16 protein-coding genes and 1 pseudogene are annotated in these 18,756 nt (G+C 67.8%); 10 read left to right on the top strand and 7 right to left on the bottom strand.

Annotated features, from left to right (window positions below; translation table 11 throughout):
- Positions 1 to 96 precede the first annotated feature (96 nt).
- Positions 97 to 1,371: a serine--tRNA ligase gene (gene serS / locus G6N37_RS19115; RefSeq protein WP_163682791.1), complete on the top strand. Its 1,275-nt coding sequence runs from the start codon at positions 97 to 99 to the stop codon at positions 1,369 to 1,371.
- A gap of 17 nt (positions 1,372 to 1,388) precedes the next feature.
- On the opposite strand, the gene G6N37_RS19110 is transcribed toward serS, so the two are convergent.
- Positions 1,389 to 2,138 carry an AraC family transcriptional regulator gene (locus tag G6N37_RS19110; protein ID WP_163682789.1) on the bottom strand — a complete coding sequence of 250 codons (750 nt, stop codon included), beginning with the start codon at positions 2,136 to 2,138 and terminating at the stop codon, positions 1,389 to 1,391.
- 55 nt (positions 2,139 to 2,193) lie between these two features.
- On the opposite strand from G6N37_RS19110, the gene G6N37_RS19105 reads away from it, so the two are divergent.
- A complete protein-coding gene (locus tag G6N37_RS19105; RefSeq protein ID WP_163682787.1) occupies positions 2,194 to 2,763 on the top strand; it encodes a class I SAM-dependent methyltransferase in 570 nt (189 codons plus the stop codon).
- A 25-nt stretch (positions 2,764 to 2,788) separates the two neighbouring features.
- Here the strand turns inward: G6N37_RS19105 and G6N37_RS19100 are convergent, their stop codons facing one another.
- Positions 2,789 to 3,310, bottom strand: coding sequence for a carboxymuconolactone decarboxylase family protein (locus tag G6N37_RS19100; RefSeq protein WP_197745712.1), 522 nt, complete (start codon positions 3,308 to 3,310; stop codon positions 2,789 to 2,791).
- On the opposite strand from G6N37_RS19100, the gene G6N37_RS26555 reads away from it, so the two are divergent.
- Positions 3,216 to 3,731 (top strand): winged helix-turn-helix transcriptional regulator, encoded by a 516-nt coding sequence (locus tag G6N37_RS26555; protein ID WP_308205474.1) that lies wholly within the window; start codon positions 3,216 to 3,218, stop codon positions 3,729 to 3,731. The two genes, G6N37_RS19100 and G6N37_RS26555, sit on opposite strands and share 95 nt — an antisense overlap.
- Here G6N37_RS26555 and G6N37_RS19090 read toward each other — a convergent pair.
- On the bottom strand, positions 3,728 to 4,213 hold the full coding sequence (locus G6N37_RS19090) for a DUF2834 domain-containing protein (protein WP_163682783.1): 486 nt from the start codon (positions 4,211 to 4,213) through the stop codon (positions 3,728 to 3,730). The genes G6N37_RS26555 and G6N37_RS19090 overlap by 4 nt on opposite strands.
- 70 nt (positions 4,214 to 4,283) lie before the next feature.
- On the opposite strand from G6N37_RS19090, the gene G6N37_RS19085 reads away from it, so the two are divergent.
- The 4 genes from G6N37_RS19085 to G6N37_RS19070 all read left to right on the top strand — a co-directional run bounded on the left by G6N37_RS19085 (position 4,284) and on the right by G6N37_RS19070 (position 11,373).
- Complete coding sequence (locus G6N37_RS19085) at positions 4,284 to 4,901, top strand: TetR/AcrR family transcriptional regulator (protein ID WP_163682781.1); 618 nt, start codon at positions 4,284 to 4,286, stop codon at positions 4,899 to 4,901.
- 66 nt (positions 4,902 to 4,967) lie between these two features.
- Positions 4,968 to 6,530 carry a phytoene desaturase family protein gene (locus tag G6N37_RS19080; protein WP_163682779.1) on the top strand — a complete coding sequence of 521 codons (1,563 nt, stop codon included), beginning with the start codon at positions 4,968 to 4,970 and terminating at the stop codon, positions 6,528 to 6,530.
- A 179-nt stretch (positions 6,531 to 6,709) separates the two neighbouring features.
- A complete protein-coding gene (locus tag G6N37_RS19075) occupies positions 6,710 to 8,146 on the top strand; it encodes a condensation domain-containing protein (RefSeq protein ID WP_163682777.1) in 1,437 nt (478 codons plus the stop codon).
- Between the two features lie 23 nt (positions 8,147 to 8,169).
- Positions 8,170 to 11,373: an MMPL/RND family transporter gene (locus tag G6N37_RS19070; RefSeq protein WP_232075104.1), complete on the top strand. Its 3,204-nt coding sequence runs from the start codon at positions 8,170 to 8,172 to the stop codon at positions 11,371 to 11,373.
- A gap of 173 nt (positions 11,374 to 11,546) precedes the next feature.
- On the opposite strand, the pseudogene G6N37_RS19065 reads toward G6N37_RS19070, so the two are convergent.
- A pseudogene (locus G6N37_RS19065) lies at positions 11,547 to 12,468 on the bottom strand (PE-PPE domain-containing protein); the annotation flags it as partial.
- Positions 12,469 to 12,509: 41 nt separating this feature from the next.
- Positions 12,510 to 13,247 carry a GAP family protein gene (locus tag G6N37_RS19060; RefSeq protein WP_163682773.1) on the bottom strand — a complete coding sequence of 246 codons (738 nt, stop codon included), beginning with the start codon at positions 13,245 to 13,247 and terminating at the stop codon, positions 12,510 to 12,512.
- A gap of 445 nt (positions 13,248 to 13,692) precedes the next feature.
- Between G6N37_RS19060 and G6N37_RS19055 the strand changes: the two genes are divergently transcribed.
- Complete coding sequence (locus tag G6N37_RS19055; protein ID WP_163682771.1) at positions 13,693 to 15,117, top strand: condensation domain-containing protein; 1,425 nt, start codon at positions 13,693 to 13,695, stop codon at positions 15,115 to 15,117.
- Here G6N37_RS19055 and G6N37_RS19050 read toward each other — a convergent pair.
- Both G6N37_RS19050 and G6N37_RS19045 read right to left on the bottom strand, forming a co-directional pair.
- Positions 15,100 to 15,435: a hypothetical protein gene (locus G6N37_RS19050; RefSeq protein ID WP_163682769.1), complete on the bottom strand. Its 336-nt coding sequence runs from the start codon at positions 15,433 to 15,435 to the stop codon at positions 15,100 to 15,102. The genes G6N37_RS19055 and G6N37_RS19050 overlap by 18 nt on opposite strands.
- A complete protein-coding gene (locus G6N37_RS19045; protein ID WP_163682767.1) occupies positions 15,432 to 16,982 on the bottom strand; it encodes an MBL fold metallo-hydrolase in 1,551 nt (516 codons plus the stop codon). The genes G6N37_RS19050 and G6N37_RS19045 overlap by 4 nt, the downstream gene beginning before the upstream one ends.
- Before the next feature lie 231 nt (positions 16,983 to 17,213).
- On the opposite strand from G6N37_RS19045, the gene G6N37_RS19040 reads away from it, so the two are divergent.
- Together G6N37_RS19040 and G6N37_RS19035 are read left to right on the top strand one after the other, a co-directional pair.
- Complete coding sequence (locus tag G6N37_RS19040; RefSeq protein WP_163682765.1) at positions 17,214 to 17,981, top strand: lysophospholipid acyltransferase family protein; 768 nt, start codon at positions 17,214 to 17,216, stop codon at positions 17,979 to 17,981.
- A 6-nt stretch (positions 17,982 to 17,987) separates the two neighbouring features.
- Positions 17,988 to 18,743 (top strand): lysophospholipid acyltransferase family protein, encoded by a 756-nt coding sequence (locus G6N37_RS19035; RefSeq protein WP_163682764.1) that lies wholly within the window; start codon positions 17,988 to 17,990, stop codon positions 18,741 to 18,743.
- Positions 18,744 to 18,756 lie beyond the last annotated feature (13 nt).

Here is an 18,756-nt window from a genome sequence, read left to right as displayed (position 1 = left end):
TGCGGCGTGACAAAAGTTACTGATGTGAGTCCTGGGACTGATCGTGGCGGGACGCTGTGCGGACCGGGCCCAGCCGGTGAAAGTAGTCTCAGGGCCGTGATCGACCCGAAACTGCTCCGCGAGAACCCCGACGCCGTACGCAGGTCGCAGACCAGTCGAGGCGAGGATCCGACCTTGGTCGACACGCTGCTGGCGGCCGACGCCGCCCGCCGGGCGGCGATCTCGAAGGCCGACACGCTGCGCGCCGAGCAGAAATCCGCCAGCAAAAGCGTCGGCTCCGCGTCCCCCGAGGAGCGCCCGGCCAAGCTGGCGCGCGCCAAGGAGCTGGCCGAGCAGGTCAAGGCCGCCGAAACCGAGCAGGCCGAGGCCGAGGCGGCGTTCACCGCGGCGCACATGGCGATCTCCAATGTGGTCATCGACGGGGTGCCCGCCGGCGGGGAGGACGACTACCGCGTCCTGGACGTCGTGGGCGAACCCGCGCGACTGGAAAACCCGAAGGACCACCTCGAGCTCGGCGAATCACTGGGCCTCATCGACATGCAGCGCGGCGCCAAGGTGTCCGGCTCGCGCTTTTACTTCCTGACCGGGCGGGGCGCGCTGCTGCAGCTGGGACTGCTGCAACTGGCCCTGCGGCTGGCCGTCGACAACGGCTTCATCCCGATGATCCCGCCGGTGCTGGTGCGCCCGGAGGTGATGGCGGGCACCGGGTTCCTGGGTGCCCACGCCGACGAGATCTACCGGGTGGAGGCCGACGACCTCTACCTGGTCGGCACCTCCGAGGTGCCGCTGGCCGGCTACCACGCCGACGAGATCCTGGACCTGTCCGGTGGCCCGCTGCGCTACGCGGGCTGGTCGTCGTGCTTCCGGCGGGAGGCCGGCAGCTACGGCAAGGACACCCGCGGCATCATCCGCGTGCACCAGTTCGACAAGGTCGAGGGATTCGTCTACTGCACGCCCGGCGAGGCCGAGGCCGAACACGAACGGCTGCTCGGCTGGCAACGCGAGATGCTGGCCCACATCGGGGTGCCCTATCGGGTGATCGACGTCGCCGCCGGCGATCTCGGGTCGTCGGCCGCGCGCAAGTTCGACTGCGAGGCATGGGTTCCCACGCAGGGCACCTACCGCGAGCTGACGTCGACGTCGAACTGCACCACCTTCCAGGCGCGCCGGCTGGCGACGCGCTACCGCGACGGGGGTGGCAAGCCCCAGACCGCTGCCACCCTCAACGGCACGCTGGGCACCACCCGATGGCTGGTGGCGATCCTGGAAAACCACCAGCGGCCCGACGGCAGCGTGCGGGTCCCCGACGCGCTGGTGCCGTTCGTCGGCACCGAGGTCCTCGAGCCCGTCGGCACCGTTGTGAAAGGCTAGAGGCTAGAGGCTAGAGGCTAGAGCGCGTGCGCGGCCAGCCGGCCCGGGGTGTGCCCGAAGGCCCGCCGGTAGGTGTCGATGAAGGCACTCGTTGTGGCCCAACCGCATTCGGACGCCACCGACGTGACGTCGCGGCGTTCGGTGAGCAGCACGAGGGCGTGCTGCAGCCGCAGCTGGGTCCGCCATTGCGGAAACGTCATCGCCAGCTCGTCGCGGAACAGCCGGCTCAGGGTGCGCTGGCTGATGCCGATCCGGTGGCCGATCTGCTGCAGGGTCAACGGCTCGCGCAGGTTGTCGGCGACAAGCGCGCACGCTTCGCGCAGCCGGTCGTCGACGGGTGTGGGAATCCACAGGGGCTCAACGGCATTGGCCGTCTGCACCTGGTCGTGCAGCACGGCCAGCATCCGGTGGTGCTCGCCGGTGTCGGTCCCGTCGGTCTGCGAGCACGCGATGATGAGTTCGCGCATCAATGGGTTGACCGCCAGCACGGCCGGCGCCGCGGGGCCGCGACGGTAACGGTCCGGGTCCAGTGCGACACCGTGAAACCGGGTGTGGCCGTGGAACTTATGTTCGTGCCAGCAGCCCGCCGGTATCCAGATGGCCCGATTCGCCGGCGTGATCCAGGTTCCCGCCGGGGTGGTGACCGAGACCGCGCCCGAGGACGGGTAGACGATCTGGTGCAAGGGATGCCAATGCCGTTCGATCCGCGCCCCCGGGGGGAGCGCCTGGGACGACGTCGCCATCCCGTGATGGCTGATTTCCGACATAAGACGGCAGAATATCGGAAGCCCGCACCACTGCGGTGCGCCTAGCGTGACCGTTATGGGAATGAATCTTCTGCACCGGCGCCGGTGTAGCTCGGTGGCCTGGGAGAAGGCGGTGGAGGGCCAGCTGTTGCCCTGGGCGTTGGACGGCGTCGAATTGGGCTCGCGGACTTTGGAAATCGGCCCGGGATACGGGGCGACGACGCGCGCTCTGCTGGACAGGGCCGATTCGCTCACCGCCGTCGAGGTCGATGCCGCGATGGCCGATCGCTTGCAGAGCCGCTACGGCGACCGGGCCCGCATCATCCACGGCGACGGCACCGACACCGGACTGCCCGCGGATCACTTCACCTCGGTGGTGTGCTTCACCATGCTCCACCACGTTCCCAGCGCCGAATTGCAGGACCGGCTCTTCGCCGAGGCGTTTCGGGTGCTGCGGCCGGGCGGGGCGTTCGCCGGCAGCGACGGCGTCCCGTCGCTGGGCTTCCGGCTCCTGCACATCGCCGACACCTACAACCCGATCGCGCCGGACGATTTGGGCGCCCGGCTGCTCAACGCGGGATTCGCCGATGTGCGGATCGATCCTGCCGGTGGGCGGCAACGGTGGCGCGCCATCAAGCCGAGCTGAGCGCGGATCGGCGGTCCTAGACGGATCAGCGAGCGACGCCGGCGAAGGTGGGGCTGCCGGCCTCGAGCGGGACCCGGGCGGCACGTGCGGTGAAGCTGATCGCGTGATACCAGCCGCACAGCATCGTGAGGTCGAGAATCTCGCGTTCGTCGAACTCGGTGCGCAGCGCCGTCCACAGGGCGTCGTCGATGTCTCGGCGATCGCAGAGCGAATCTACGGCGCGGACGAGGAGGCGATCTCGCTCGGCCGTCCAGCACGGATCGTCGGCGCCGCCGTGGGTCAAGGAGTGGACCTGCTCGCGATCGAGGCGCGCCTTCTCCGCGAAAAACGCGACGTGCACGCCCCATTCGTATTCACAGCCGCAGCGAGCGCAGGTGCGGTCGATCACGATCTCGCGGTCGCGAAGCGACAGCGACAGCGAGCGGCTCAATTCGTAGCCGCCCCACAGCGTCATGGCCTCCGCCATGGGCATGTTGCGCACCACGACGCGAAACAGGGCTATGGGCGGCACGTTCGGCGGCATCATCTTTTGCAGTTGTGCCGCCACCGAGGGCTCGTACGGCGGTTCGAGGGCACCGATGCGAGGCGTTACTATTTTCGTAACCATGGAGAAGAAACCTACGTTACGGAATCCGAAACGTCAATCGGTGGCTCGACCGGGACATCCGGTGCGGGGGTCGACAACAGGGCGGCCGCTCATGGCGGCCCTCGATCTCCTAGGGCGGCGCTGGGCGTTGCGGATCCTGTGGGAGCTTCGCGATGGTCCGCTGGGAGCGAGGTCCTTGCGGGAGCGCTGCGACGGCATGTCTCCCAGCGTTTTGTATGACCGTCTCGGCGAACTGACGGGCGCGGGCCTGGTCGTCCAGCGCGACGACCAGTGTTACGAGCTCAGCGAGGCCGGGCATTCGCTGGGCGAGGCCCTCACTCCCCTGGACCAGTGGGCCCGCCGCTGGGCGGAGGGAACCTAGGCGTCGACCGTCTCGCGGGCCTGCTCGTGCCTGCGCTGCCGCTCCATGGTGGCGAAGTAGAAGGCGAACGCGAACGCGAAGCTGGTGAAAAGGCTGGACACGAAGTACAACCACGGGTGCCGCAACCCACGGCGGTAGCCGTCCACGATGGTAAACAGTGGCAGCAGAACCACATTCGCGATCGTGTAATCCTGGCTGGCGGAGTCCGCGGCCGGGTTGGTGAACATCAGCCTGATGTATTCGGCCCAGCTCCCATGCTCGCCCCACAACGGATTGGTGGATCCGTGCGAATACTGCTGGACATAGGTGACGTTGAAGTACCAGCCCAGGGCGACCGACGCGATGCCGACGACGTAGTACAGGCACTCCAGCGGGGTGAACAAGGGCCCGGCGGCCGGGCGGGCGAAGACCTTCGAGTTCGAGGCGACGATCCAGCCGATGACACCGAGCCCGAGAACTGCATGCACAAGAAGCGAGACCATGGGCGCAGTCTCACCCGAGACCCAAAGTTTTGTCAATACTGACAAAAGGTGCTTGAGGTACCTTACTGGCATGGTCAGGCCGGCGCAGACGGCGCGCAGCGAGCGCACCCGGGAGGCATTGGTTCAGGCCGCCATGGTGCGGTTCCTGGGCCAGGGCGTCGAGGACACCTCGGCCGAGCAGATCGCGGCGGACGCCGGGGTGTCGCTGCGGACGTTCTACCGCCACTTCAAGTCCAAGCACGATCTGTTGTTTGCCGACTACACCGGCCTGAACTGGTTTCGTGCCGCACTGGACGCCCGGCCCGCCGACGAGCCGATCATCGACTCGGTGCAATCGGCCGTCTTCTCGTTCCCCTATGACGTTGAGGCCGTGACGAAAATCGCCGCGCTGCGGGGCGGCGAGCTCGACCCCGGCCGCATCGTGCGGCACATGCAGGAAGTCCAGGCCGACTTCGCCGGCGTCATCGAGGAGCAGCTGCACCGGCGTAGCTGCTCGGCGAGCGGGACGCTTGAGGGTCGGCTGCGCGCCGCGGTGATCGCGCGCTGCATCGCGGCGGGTGTCTTCGGTGCGATGGAGTTCTGGATGTTGGGCGACGATCGGTCGCTGGGTGAGCTGGCGCGGATGTGCCACGCGGCGCTGGAGTCGCTGCGCGCGGGCATCACCGACTCCTGGGGCACGGGCACCTGACAGACGTTTCGTCATAATTGACAAAACTTTGCGGCCATGCCAGCCTCCATTGCTGGAGGGCAGAACATGACTCAGTACGACGCGATAGTTATCGGTGCGGGGCACAACGGCCTGGCTGCGGCGGTACTGCTGCAGAAGGCGGGCTTGCGGACGGTGTGCCTGGATTCCAAGCTCTACGCCGGCGGGATGGCCTCGACGGTGGAGCTTTTCGACGGGTATCGGTTCGAGATCGCCGGCTCGGTCCAGTTCCCCACGTCGAAGGTGGTGGTCGACGAGCTCGGCCTGGACACTCTGCCGACGATCGACCTGGACGTGATGTCGGTGGCGGTGCGCGGCGTCGGTGACGATCCGCTGATCCAGTACAGCGATCCCATCAAGTTGTTCACCCACCTCAACGAGGTGCACGGGGCGGACGCGGTCAACGGGATGGCGGGGCTGATGGCCTGGAGCCAGGCGCCGACACGGGCGCTGGGCCGGTTCGAGGCGGGAACGGAGCCCAAGACCTACGACGAGATGTACGCCTGTGCGACAAACGAATTCGAGCGCTCCTCCATCGACGACATGTTGTTCGGATCGGTCACCGACGTGTTGGACCGCTACCTTCCCGACCGCGAGAAGCACGGTGCGCTGCGCGGCTCCATGACCGTGCTGGCCGTCAACACCCTCTATCGCGGGCCCGCCACGCCGGGCAGTGCGGCCGCGCTGGCCTTCGGGTTGGGTGTCCCGGACGGGGACACCATGCAGATGAAGAAGCTGCGCGGCGGCATCGGCGCGCTCACCTCGCACCTGGGCGAACTGCTGGAAAGCCATGGCGGCGAAGTCCGGCTGCGGACCAAGGTGACCGAGATCGTCGTCACCGACGGGCGGGTGAGCGGGGTGCGCACCGAGGCCGGCGAGGAGTTGACCGCCCCGATCGTGGTCTCCGGCATCGCGCCCGACATCACCCTCAACGAACTGGTCGACCCGGCCCTGCTGCCCGGCGACATCCGGGAGCGCTACGCGCGGACCGACCACCGCGGCAGCTACCTGCAGATGCACTTCGCGCTGGAGGAGGCTCCGGAGTTCGCCGCGCCCTACGAGGCGCTGAACGACCCGGCCATGCAGGCGTCGATCGGCCTGTTCTGCACGCCGGAAGAAGTCCAGCAGCAGTGGGAGGACGCTCGGCGCGGAATCGTCCCGGCCGACCCGACGGTGGTGTTGCAGATTCCCACGCAGAACGACCCGGACCTGGCGCCCGCGGGTAAACACGCGGCCTCGGCGTTCGCGTTGTGGTTCCCGATCGAGGGCGGCGCCGACTACGGCGACGCGAAGGTCGAAATGGGTCAGCGGGTGATCGACAAGATCACCCGGTTGGCGCCGAACTTCGAGCGCAGCATCATCCGGCACACCACGTTCACGCCCAAGCACATGGGCGTGATGTTCGGCGCGCCCGGCGGCGACTACTGCCACGGACTGCTCAACCCCGACCAGATCGGGCCGAACCGGCCCGGCCCGAGAGGCTTTCGTGGTCAGCCGATACCGATCGAGGGCCTGTACCTGGGCAGCGCGGGTTGCCACGGCGGACCGGGCATCACGTTCATACCCGGCTACAACGCGGCCCGTCAGGCGCTCGCCGAACGCACCGCCTGACGATTCGGGGCGGCGGCGCGGCGCCCAACGGGGCGGCCCGCCGATCCGAGCGGCCCACGACAACGCGGGCTAGGCTACCGGGGAACCTCAGCACCACCGGTGTTTGGCGGATCCCCCCGTGCGCAGCCAGCTGCCGTTCTCCACGCACCGCCGCCGGTGCTGAAGCACGGGAGGTAGCGGTGCGGATCGGCCCATTGGATGTCTCAACGGTCGGCGAATGGGCGCCTGCGCCGGGCAGGTTGTTCTCGTGGCACCCGTCGCCCGCCGCACGCGCCAAGGCCCTCGAAGCGCCGGTGAGCGCGGTGCCGCCCAGCTATGTCCAGGCCCGGCACCTGCGCAGCCTGCGCGAACAGGCCGCCCGCGGCCTGGATCATTCGCGGCTGTTGATCGCGTCCGTCGAGGTGTCGGGCCGCTGCGATCTGCGCGCGATGACCTACGTCATCAACGCCCACCTGCGCCGGCACGACACCTACCGCAGTTGGTTTGAGTACCGCGACGCCGACCGGATCGTGCGGCGCACCGTCGCCGACCCCGCCGACATCGAGTTCGAGCCCACCGAACACGGCGAACTGACCAGCGCGCAGCTGCAGGATCACATCGTGGCCACCCCCGATTCGCTGCAGTGGGATTGCTTCAGCTTCGGGGTGATTCAGCGCCCGGACCGCTTCACCTTCTATGCGAGCATCGATCACCTGCACGCCGACGGCCAATTCGTCGGGATGGGCCTCATCGAGTTCCAGACGATGTACGCCGAGCTGATCGCGGGAAACCCGCCGGTCGAACTGCCGCCGGCCGGCAGCTACGCCGACTACTGCGTGCGGCAGCGCGAGTACACCGAGGCGCTGACCGTCGAGTCCCCGGAGGTACGGGCCTGGATCGACTTCGCCGAACTCAACGACGGGACGTTCCCGGCGTTCCCGCTCCCCCTCGGCGACGCGCCTTATGACGGCGATCTGCTGGGCGTGACCCTGCTGGACGAGGACCAAACGCATCGGTTCGAAACCGCCTGTGTGGCCGCCGGCGCCCGTTTCGTCGGTGGCATGTTCGCGTGCCTCGCCCTGGCCGTGCACGAGTTGACCGACGCGGGAACGTATTTCGCCATCACCCCGAAGGACACCCGCAGCACCCCGGCCGACCTCACGACGCAGGGTTGGTTCACCGGACAGATCCCCATCACCGTTCCCGTCGCCGGGTCGTCGTTCAACGACATGGCGAGAAGCGCGCAGGCGTCCTTCGATTCGGGCGCGGACCTGGCGAGGGTGCCCTTCGAGCGGGTTGTGGAACTGGCGCCGTCGTTGCGCAGGCCCCCGCCGCTGTTCTCCCTGGTGAATTTCTTTGACGCGCAAGCCAGTCCGCTGTCGATGATGACGAAATTGTTCGACGGCCTGACCGTCGGTGCGCACAGTGACGGCCGGGTCACCTACCCGTTGAGCACGATGGTGGGGCGGTTCGACGAGACGGCGGCGAGCGTGCTGTTCCCCAACCACCCCGAGGCCCGAAATAACGTCACCCGGTACCTGGGTGCCATAAAATCCGTGTGCGCCCGTATCGCCGACGGCGGGGCGGCGGAGCGTGCGCGTAACGTCGCCGACCGCGACCGGCAGGCGGCGCACTGACGCGGAAAAGAATGCGGTTCGGAATGTCACCAGTGAAGATCGGCCGGGGCAGCCCCGTGGGCCTCTTTCCCCGGCTCGGGCACCTGGTCGGGCGAAGGCCATGGCTGGTGATCGGCGTCTGGAGCGCGCTGGCGTGCGTCCTTGCGCTGACCGCGCCGTCGCTGGAGGAGATCTCCCAGCAACACCCGGTCGCCATCCTGCCGTCCGACGCCCCGGTATTGTCCGCCACCCGCACCATGAACGCCGCGTTCGGCGAGGCCGGATTGCAGAGTATCGCGGTGGTGGTGCTCAGCGATGCCAGCGGGCTGAGCGCGGCCGACGAAGGCACCTACCGGAAACTGGTCGAGGCGCTGCGCCGGGACACCCGGGACGTGGCGATGGTGCAGGATTTCGTCGGCACACCGCCGGTGCGCGAGCTGATGACCAGCAAGGATCACCAGGCCTGGATGCTGCCCGTGGGCCTGCCCGGCGATCTGGGATCGCCGAAGTCCAAGCAGGCGTACGCGCGAGTGGCCACGATCGTGCGGCAGGCCGTGGCGGGATCGACGCTGACGGCCAACCTGACCGGGCCCGCGTCCACCGTCGCCGACCTGAACGTGACCGGCCAGCGCGACAGGACGCGGATCGAACTGGCGATCGTCGTGCTGTTGTTCGTCATTCTGCTGGTGATCTACCGGAACCCCGTCACGATGGTGCTGCCGTTGCTGACGATCGGCATGTCCGCGGTGGTGGCCCAGCGGGTGGTGGCCCTGGTCGGGCTGGCCGGCCTGGGCATCGCCAACCAGACCGTCATTTTCATGAGCGGGATGATGGTCGGCGCGGGAACCGATTACGCCGTCTTTCTGATCAGCCGCTATCACGACTATGTGCGCCAGGGCGTGGACTCCGACCAGGCGGTCATCAAGGCGTTGGCGTCCATCGGCAAGGTCATCGCGGCGTCGGCGGCCACCGTGGCGGTCACATTTCTCGGGATGATGTTCACCCAGTTGGGAATCCTGCGAACCGTCGGACCGGTGCTGGGCATCTCGGTGGCCGTCGTCTTCTTCGCCGCGATCACGCTGCTGCCTGCCCTGCTGGTGCTCGCCGGCCGCCGCGGCTGGATCGCGCCGCGCGATGATCTCAGCCGGCGCTTCTGGCGGCGTTCGGGCGTCAACATCGTGCGGCGGCCCAAAGCCCACCTGTTGGCCAGCTTGCTGGTCCTGGTGATCCTGGCCGGGTGCGCGGGCCTCGCCCGGTACAACTACGACGATCGCAAGGCGCTGCCGGGCGACGCGGAGAGCTCGGTCGGCTACGCCACGCTGGCGAAGCACTTCTCGACCAACCTGATCGTCCCCGAGTACTTGTTCATCTCCTCGCCGCAGGACCTGCGCACCGCGAAGGCCCTCGCCGACCTCGAGCAGATGGCGCAACGGGTGAGCCAGGTCCCGGGCGTCGCCATGGTCAGGGGCATCACCCGGCCCACCGGCCAGTCCCTGGAGCAGGCCAAAACGTCATGGCAGGCCGGCGAAGTCGGCGGCAAGCTGGATGCGGGCTCCAAGCAAATCGTCGACCACACCGGTGATCTCGATCGACTGGCGGGCGGCGCCAACGTGATGGCGGGCAAGCTCGGCGACGTGCGGACCCAGGTCAATCAGGCCGTGTCCGCGGTCGGCGGCCTGGTCGACGCCCTGGCGACGCTGCAGAACATCTTCGGCGGGAACCGTGCGCTGGCGGAACTCGATGGCGCCGAACGGCTCATCGATGGCATGCGTTCGCTTGGCGATGCCATCGGCGCGAACGCCAACTTCGTTGCCAACAACTCTGATTGGGCCAACCCGGTGCTGGGGGCGCTGGACAACAGCCCGATGTGCAGCGCCGAGCCCGCCTGCGTCAACGCGCGCGAGGAGTTGCAGCGACTGGTGACGGCGCGCGACGACGGAACGCTGGGCAAGATATCGGAGCTGGCCCGCCAGCTGCGGGCGACGCAGGCCGTGCAGACGCTGGCTGCAACGGTTTCCGGGTTGCGCCGGGCGTTGTCCACCGTCGTCGCCGCGATGGGCTCCCTGGGGATGGGCAGCCCGGGCGGAATGCGGGCGAAGATCACCTTCCTGCAGCAGGGGACCAACAGCCTGGCGGACGGCAGCCGCCAATTGGCAGACGGTGTACAGCAATTGGTCGACCAGGTCAAGAAGATGGGTTTCGGGCTGAGCGAGGCGTCGGCGTTTCTACTGTCGATGAAGAAGGAGGCGACGACGCCGGCGATGGCGGGTTTCTACATTCCCGCGCAGGCGTTGTCCTACGCCACCGGTGCGGGCGGCAAGCCCGAGGCGTTACCGGGCGGGGTGCAGGACCTGCTGGGAGGCATGACCGCCGGGCAGCTGAAAAGGCTTGCCGCTGCCTTCGTTTCGCCCGACGGCCACGCCATGCGGTACCTGATCCAGACCGATCTCGATCCGTTCGGCACCGCGGCGATGGACCAGGTCGACGCGATCAGGGCCGCCGCGCAAGGCGCCCAACCGAATACCACGCTGGCCGATGCCAAGGTGTCGGTGGTGGGGTTGCCCGTGGTACTCAAGGACACGCGCGACTACTACCAGCACGATCTTCGATTGATCATCGTGATGACCATTTGCGTGGTGCTGGTCATTCTCATCGCCCTGCTGCGCGCGGTCGTCGCGCCGCTGTACCTGGTGGGAACGGTGATCCTGTCGTATCTGTCCGCCATCGGCATCGGCGTCATCGTCTTCCAATTCATTCTCGGTCAGGAAATGCATTGGAGCGTGCCGGGATTGACCTTCGTCATCTTGGTCGCGGTCGGCGCGGACTACAACATGCTGCTCATATCCCGGCTGCGGGACGAATCCGCATGGGGAATCCGCTCGGGCGTCATCCGAACCGTGTCCTCGACCGGCGGGGTGATCACCGCGGCGGGCCTGATCATGGCCGCGTCGATGTACGGTCTCGTCTTCGCCAGCCTGGCCACGGTGATTCAGGGCGGATTCGTTCTCGGGACGGGCCTGCTGCTGGATACGTTCCTGGTGCGGACGGTGACGGTGCCCGCGATCGCCGTGCTGGTCGGGCGGGCGAACTGGTGGCGCCCGCCGGGCTGGCCCGCCGCCGCCCGGTGGCCGCTGCGGCGCCGCGGGCCGGTCAAACGCAAGCCGCTGCTGCCCGACGAAGAGAGGTCACCGGCGTGGACGGCCGAGCAGCTGGTCGGCTTTTCGCCGCGTGACGGACTGAGGCTCTAGCCCCTACTTCTTGGCTTTGACCACCGCGCGCACGACTTTCGGCAACACGCCCTTGGGACCCTTGCCGAGCCCGTTACCCGGGGCGACGATTCGGGCCAGATTGGCGACCGCCAGTGAGTTGGTGGCCAGGTTGACGCCGGCGCTCGCACCCCGGACGGGCCAGGAGACGGCGGAGATGATCGTGGGAATGTGGGCGATGCCATTGATGATTTGGACGGGGTCGTGCGCCGGCCCCGGGTCGTAAGCCCTGTCGATCATCGGCCGCAGCACCGCGTCGATGGGGCCGACCGCCTCGGGGGGCATGCCCGCGCCGTCGACGAGTGCCCGGGCCAGCGGCAGCTCGGAGTTCCGGATGAAATACGTCGTCTCGGTGCCGCCCAGGCTGTTGGTGGTGCGCTTGATGTCCCAGGGCGCGACACGTGACGGGTCGGAGAACGCCGTGGCGCTGTGGCCGTAATAACCCCCGGCGGCAACCGCATTCAGGTCGGCCAGCAGATTGCCGGGGTGGTTGGGCGGGTCGGAGAACGGGTCGTACTGACCCACGATGTTGATGGTGTCGTACTGGCTCTCCACCGGCGCGGGGACCGTGTAGTCGATGATCGGCACATGCGCCCCGGGCCCGAACACCTTGTAGAGCAGGTTGTCGGGGTTGCCGGCTTTGATGAACGTGAGCTGACCCGGCGGCGGCGCGGTCGGGTCGTGCGCCAGGCGCGCCTGCTCGCGGTCGAGCGCCAGCGAACCCTGGGACAGGCCGGCCACCGAGATGGGGCCCGGCGTGTCCCGGATCGCGGCGTCGAGATTGTTCGTCCCGGTGGTGACGGAGCTGTTGACGGTCGGCGAATTCAGGCCCGTGACCGGCCAGAAGCTGCCGGGATAGGGCACCACGCGCCGGACGGCCGCGGGACTGTAGTAGTTCTCGTCGATCTGGGGCTGCATCGCGGGGTTGAAGTGATAGAGCGACCTCAGCGGCCCGTACGGGGAGGGCGCCGTGCCGGGCACTATGAGAGCGGTGTCGGCGCCGGCGACGCCGCCGTCGAAAACCGTTGCGCACGCCAGCATTCCAACGGCGACGGCCCCGGTGAGCAGTTTGTTCACGAGCTCCCCTCAGGCCTGTCGATCGAGCTATAGCAGGGATGCTACCTCGCGGCGAGGCCGGTCAGCCCGAGGACGAGCATGAAGCAGCCCCCGGCCGCGACCAAGGCGGCGACGTCGCGGTGGCCGCGGGATCGCAGCCAGGTCTGCAGCGCGGCCATGAAGGCGCGCGTCCTCTGGGGCGCGGTCAGGTAGCCGATCAGCGGGATCTCGGCCACGGTGAACGCCACCAGGTTGAACGCCACCAGCGCCTGAACCTGTGCGACCGGAGCGGCGTGCGAGGCGAGGATGGCGGCCATCGAGCCCATGTAGTTCGCGGACGGCAGCGAGGCCCCCATCCCGCTAACCGCTGCGACACTGAGGGAGTCGCCCCGCAAGAACGTGCGTGCACGGTCGGCCAGCCGCTGCCGGCCGTTCGGTGCGGTGCGTTCCAGCAGGAGGACGCCCCCATCACCGCCGCCACCGGCGAGCGCCGCGCCGGCCGGGACGGGGCGCGCGCGCTTGCGCAGCGAAACGCTCGTGGCAAGCGCCAGGGCGATCAGCAGAGCCACCAGTCCCGACCCGATCTGGACCTCCGAAACGCTCAACTGGCCGACGACCGGGGCGGCCCTGAGGACGAAGAGCACCACCAGGCCGGCGCCGACTCCCAGGGCGAAGCCACCGCACAGAAACACGAGCAGTTGCAGAAGGGGGCGCCGCCTGCTGAGCAGGAGGATCACCAAACCGAGCCGGATCGGCTCGAAGATCACCGAGCCGGCCAGTACCAGCACGGTGATCCACATGCTGGGCAACCGTACCGCACGTGGTGGGGCCCCGTGCGCAAACCCGCCCGGTCGACCGTCCCGCCGCTGATCAGGCCCGGGGATACCGGGTTTCGGCGTCGGGCGTTCAGGCGGCCGTAATTCAGAAGTAACCCCCGCACGGGGTTTCGCGGAGCGACCGGCGCCCCAAGCGGTTATGCTGATGGTTCCCGCAGCTCCACTTGCGGCCGGAGAAATCCCGGGGGCAGTCGGACCTACCGGTTCGGCGCCCGCCATCATTTGGTGTCCACCAAGGGATTTCGCGGGGGAGCATATCCACGCCCTGGCCGTGTGGGTTGCTGCGGGCGCACTGGCGGGCTGGGCTCCGTGGCGACAGCGCGGACCGCAGCTCGTCTGAAGCATCGCTCGGCGGGCGGCTCAGCTACCGCCGTGCCGAGCCGAATAGCGTGGAGGTGCAGGGTATTCAGTGTTCGGCATAACGACACTCCACGACTGGACACCGCAAGCGGGACCCGTGATCTGCTGGCATGCTTCACCCGCGGCGAAGGCCAACGCGGCGGAAGCACCGGTCAGTCCGGTGCCGCCCAGCTATCAGCAAACACAGCATCTGCGGCGCTACAGCGATCACGCGGCCCGGGGCCTGGACATGTCGCGCTTGATGATCTTCACCTGGGACGTCCCGGGCCGCTGTGACATCCGCGCCATGAGTTACGCGATCAATGCGCACATTCGTCGACACGACACCTACCACAGCTGGTTCGAGTACCGCGACGCGCGACGCATCGTCCGCCACACCATCGCGGACCCCGCCGACATCGAACTCGTCCCGGTCGACCATGGGCAACTCACGCCGGAGGAATTGCGGGACCACATATCGACCCCACAGCCGCTGCAGTGGGATTGCTTCTTCTTCGGGGTGGTGCAAAGCGACCACCATTTCACCTTCTACGCGAGCATCGCGCACCTGTGCGTCGACCCGATGATCGTCGGCGTGCTCTTCACGGAGATCCACATGATGTACGCCGCCCTGGTCGGCGGCGACGCACCCGTCGAACTCCCGGAGGCCGGCCGCTACGGCGACTACTGCGTCCGGCAGCGGGCGGAGATGGACGCGTTGACGGCCGACTCCCCCGAGGTGCGCGCGTGGATCGAGTTCGCCGCCAACAACGGTGGAACGCTGCCGTACTTTCCGCTGCCCCTGGGCGACCTCTCGGTGCCCTACGCCGGCAGGCTCGTCACCGAGACGCTGCTGGACGAACGGCGGACGGAGCGATTCGAGCGGGCCTGCGTCGCTGCGGGTGCCCGATTCAGCGGCGGCGTCTTCGGTTGCGCGGGCCTCACCCAGCGTGAATTGACCGGCGCGGAAACGTTTTCGGTGGTCACCACCACCGATACCCGCAGAACGCCGACGGAACTGATGACGACGGGTTGGTTCACCGGCTTGGTTCCAGTCACCGTCGGCGTCGGCGCGGGGCTGTTCGAGGACGCGGCGCAATCAGCACAGGCGTCCTTCGATGCGGGCATCGAATTGGCGATCGTGCCGTTCGACCGGGTGCTGGAGTTGGCGCCCGCGGAGGCGGGCCTGGGCCGGCCGCGGCCGGGCAACTTCGTGATGTCGTTCCTGGACGCGAGCATCGCCCCGCTGTCCGCTGTCGCCAACTCCGACTTGAACTTTCGGATCTACGACGAGGGCAGGGTCTCCCATCAGGTCTCGCTGTGGGTGATCCGGCTCCAGCATGAGACCAAGGTGACGGTGCTGTTCCCCGACAACCCGGTCGCCCGCGAATCGGTGGGCCGGTACATCCAAGCCATGAAGTCGGCGTACGTCCGGGTGGCCGACGGCGGGCGGGTGTTTGCCCACTCGCGCGCGCCGCTAACCGCGCTGACTTAGCAGCTCATCCAGGAGCGCGGTGAACTCATCCGGCCGAGCCGGTGTGAAGGCTGGGCTGGGCCGGGTGCCCGGCACGTCCAACGTGATCAACGTCGATTTCAATGGCCGGCCGACATCCAGCGGCAGCCAGCGGCGGAGGTCGGAGCTGCCCCAGATCCGGAATCGGTGGGTGAACAGGCCCAGCCCCTCGGCCTTGTACCCACGGATCGCGCCCAGCGCAATGACTTTCGACGTGCCAGACGGAAAGTGATAGCGGCGCAGTGTGACGGCCGCGCGGTCCAGTTGGATCAGGCCGTCGTCGTATGACTGGTCGTTCATGCTCGTGAACTTCGCAGTTGGTGACCCCTGGCGGTCAGGCAGTGCCCGTCATCCAATCGCCACTGCCAGCCATGCAGGTTGCAGGTCAGCGTATTGCCCTCCACGACACCGAATTTCGAGAGGTCGGCCTTCAGGTGTGGGCAGCGGCGCTGAATCTCCCAGCCGTCCAGCGTGACCGACGACGAATCGTCGTGCGTCTCGGCGAACCAGCCGTCGGCATAGGCGATCCGTTCGTCGGTGAGGCATTTGAAGAACGTGTACAGGTATTCGTTGTAACCGCCGACGCGCCACGCCCGGAATCGGGTGGACAAGAAGATCGTGTTGACCCAGTCCGGTTCCCGATCGCGCAGCACGGTGCGGACCAACTCCGACGCGATCGCGAACCCGTAGCGGAACTTCTCATCGGGAATGCGTTCGCGCACCGCGCGTTTCGGAAAGTCCAGGACGACGGTCTCGGTGCCGATCACGAGTTCGACGGGATAGCCGATGCCGTCGCAGATCTCGTCGCTTTGCGACATGATCGGTTCGAACAGCGCGCGCAGCTGCTCCAGCAGTGGATCGCCGGTGGCGGGGGCCCAGCTCGCCCGCTCCTCGGCCAGGACGGAGGCCATCCGTTCGGCGTACTCCGCGATGTAGTTCTGCTTCCCGGTGGTGAAGATCGCCTCTACCTGATCGTCGGGCAACGGATGGCGCAGCGAATTCAAGGTGGTACCGGTGAAGTCCGCGGTCGAGCCGGGGATCATCAGCAGGCCGGCGTCGTTCCCGTGGCGGCGCATCTGGTCGAGAAACACCAGCTGGTCGGGAAAGATGTTGGCCGCATCGCCGTGGTCGTCGTTGAGATGACGCAGCTCGGGGTCCAGAAAGCACGGTGGGCCGGCCGACGGGATGACCCACGTCGCGCCCACCTGTGCGATGTACTGGCGGGCGCGGTCCATCTGCCGCTGCCGCTTCTGGACGCCGAACGACTCCTTGGCGCGGGCCGGCATGTCGTAGACCATCGGGTACCAGATCGCCCCGGAGTACTGCAGCATGTGCACGTCGATGTGCCCGAACGCCGATGCCAGCACGTCCAGGTCGACGGGCCGGGCATCGTTCATGTTGAAAGCCGTTGTCACGCCGTCGGAAACCACCAGCGCCGAGTCGCCGAGCGGGCCGTCGGCCGGTGCCCGCAGGGCGATGATCATGACGTCGAGTTCGCCCTTCGGGCCGCTGACCCGGTGCTTGACGGAATTGGAGGTCTCGAAGAACCGGTGGAAACCGAGCTCTTGCAAGGCGTTCCGCAGGTCCGGCACCGGGAAGTCGGGCAGCAGCACCACCGCGTCTTTGTTGACGTGCTCGGCCAGATTCTTGGGGTCGAAGTGATCCTTGTGCAGGTGCGAGACGTAGAGGTAGTCGCAGTCGCCCAGCCGGTCCCAGTCCAGCCCGCTGTTGTCCGGGAAGGGGAACCACGACGCGAAGTACGCGGGATTGACCCAGGGGTCGCAAAGGATGCTGCCCGCGGGGGTCTCGATCAGAAAACCGGCGTGACCTACGCTCGTGACCTGCACAAACACCTTCCTCGGGGCCGCGACGGCGCACGGCCCGGTAACGGCTTTTCAGCCCCCGAGCTTAGCGCGAGGCGGCACCGCCGGCCCGCCGCGACCGGCGGTGGAAGTCGATGCGCCCCGGGTCGCGAGGACGACCCCGGGCGGCGGGGCGGGCGAGCGGCGCAGCTCAGGGAGCCGCCTCTTTTCGGCACTCCGGGTGACTCACAGCCGGGAGCACTAGGCTGATCAGCTGTGGAACCGGTATACGGGACTGTCATCCAGCTCGCCCGGCTGGTTTGGCGCTTACAGGGCCTCAAAATCACGGTCGCGGGCGTCGAAAACCTGCCCAAGAGCGGCGGTGCGGTCATCGCCATCAACCACACCGGCTACCTCGACTTCACCTTCGCCGGTCTGCCCGCCTACCAGCAGGGCCTGGGCCGCAAGGTGCGGTTCATGGCCAAGCAGGAGGTGTTCGACCACAGCATCACCGGGCCGATCATGCGCAGCCTGCGGCACATCTCGGTGAACCGGCAGGACGGGGCCGCCTCCTACGAGGAAGCGGTCAGGAATCTCAAGGACGGTGAGCTGGTCGGCGTCTATCCGGAAGCCACGATCAGCCGCAGCTTCGAGATCAAGGAATTCAAGTCGGGGGCCGCCCGGATGGCGGTAGAGGCCGGGGTGCCGATCGTTCCGGTGATCGTCTGGGGCGCGCAGCGCATCTGGACCAAGGGGCACCCCAAGAAGCTGCTGCGCCCGAAGGTGCCCATCATCGTCCTCGTCGGTGAGCCGATCGAACCGACCCTGGGCGTCGAGGAATTGAAGGGGCTGCTGCACTCGCGGATGCAACACCTGCTGGAGCGGGCCCAGGAAATGTACGGACCGCACCCGGCCGGGGAGTTCTGGGTGCCGCGGCGGTTGGGCGGCAGTGCCCCATCGCTGGCCGAAGCCGCCCGGATGGACACCGAGGAGGCGGCTGCCCGCGCAGCTCGCCGGGCTCGACCCGCGGGAGCGCCGGAGTAGCGATCGATGGTTGAGCCGACCTTCCGCACGCTCGAGGTTCTGGCGCGGCTGTCGGTGCTGGCCACCGGCACCCGGATCTCCTACCGCGGCGAGGAGAACATTCCCGAATCCGGTGGCGCCGTGATCGCGATCAACCACACCAGCTACGTCGACTTCCTGCCCGCGGCGCTGGCCGTGCATCGCCGGCGCCGCCGGCTCAGGTTCATGATCAAGGCCGAAATGCAGCAGGTGAAGATCGTCAACTTCCTGATCAAGCACACCCGGACCATTCCGGTGGACCGCGGCGCTGGGGCCGGCGCGTACGCGGTGGCCGTGCAGCGGCTCCGTGAGGGCGAGCTGGTCGGGGTGTATCCGGAGGCCACGATCAGCCGCAGCTTCGAGCTCAAGGAGTTCAAGACCGGCGCCGCCCGCATGGCCATCGAAGCGGATGTGCCGATCGTCCCGTTGATCGTCTGGGGCGCGCACCGGATCTGGACCAAGGACCACCCGCATACACTGGGGCGCGCCAAAGTGCCGATACATGTGCAGGTGGGTGCGCCGGTGCGGGCGGCCGAAGACATCGCGCGGACCGACGCCGCGCTGCGCGAATCGATGACCAGGTTGCTAAACCAGGCGCAGCAGGGCTACCCGCACGAACCCGGCGCGTACTGGACGCCGCGCCGGCTGGGCGGAGGGGCACCGACCATGGCGGAGGCCGCCCGGATGGAGGCAGACGAGGCCGCGGCGCGGGCCGCCGGCCGTAGTGGACGACCGTCGCGGTAGGTGAAGGAGAAGA

This window comes from Mycobacterium seoulense, assembly GCF_010731595.1.
GTDB lineage: Bacteria > Actinomycetota > Actinomycetes > Mycobacteriales > Mycobacteriaceae > Mycobacterium > Mycobacterium seoulense.
The sequence above is the reverse complement of the archived record's forward strand: the minus strand, read 5'-3'. Positions and strand labels throughout refer to the sequence as shown.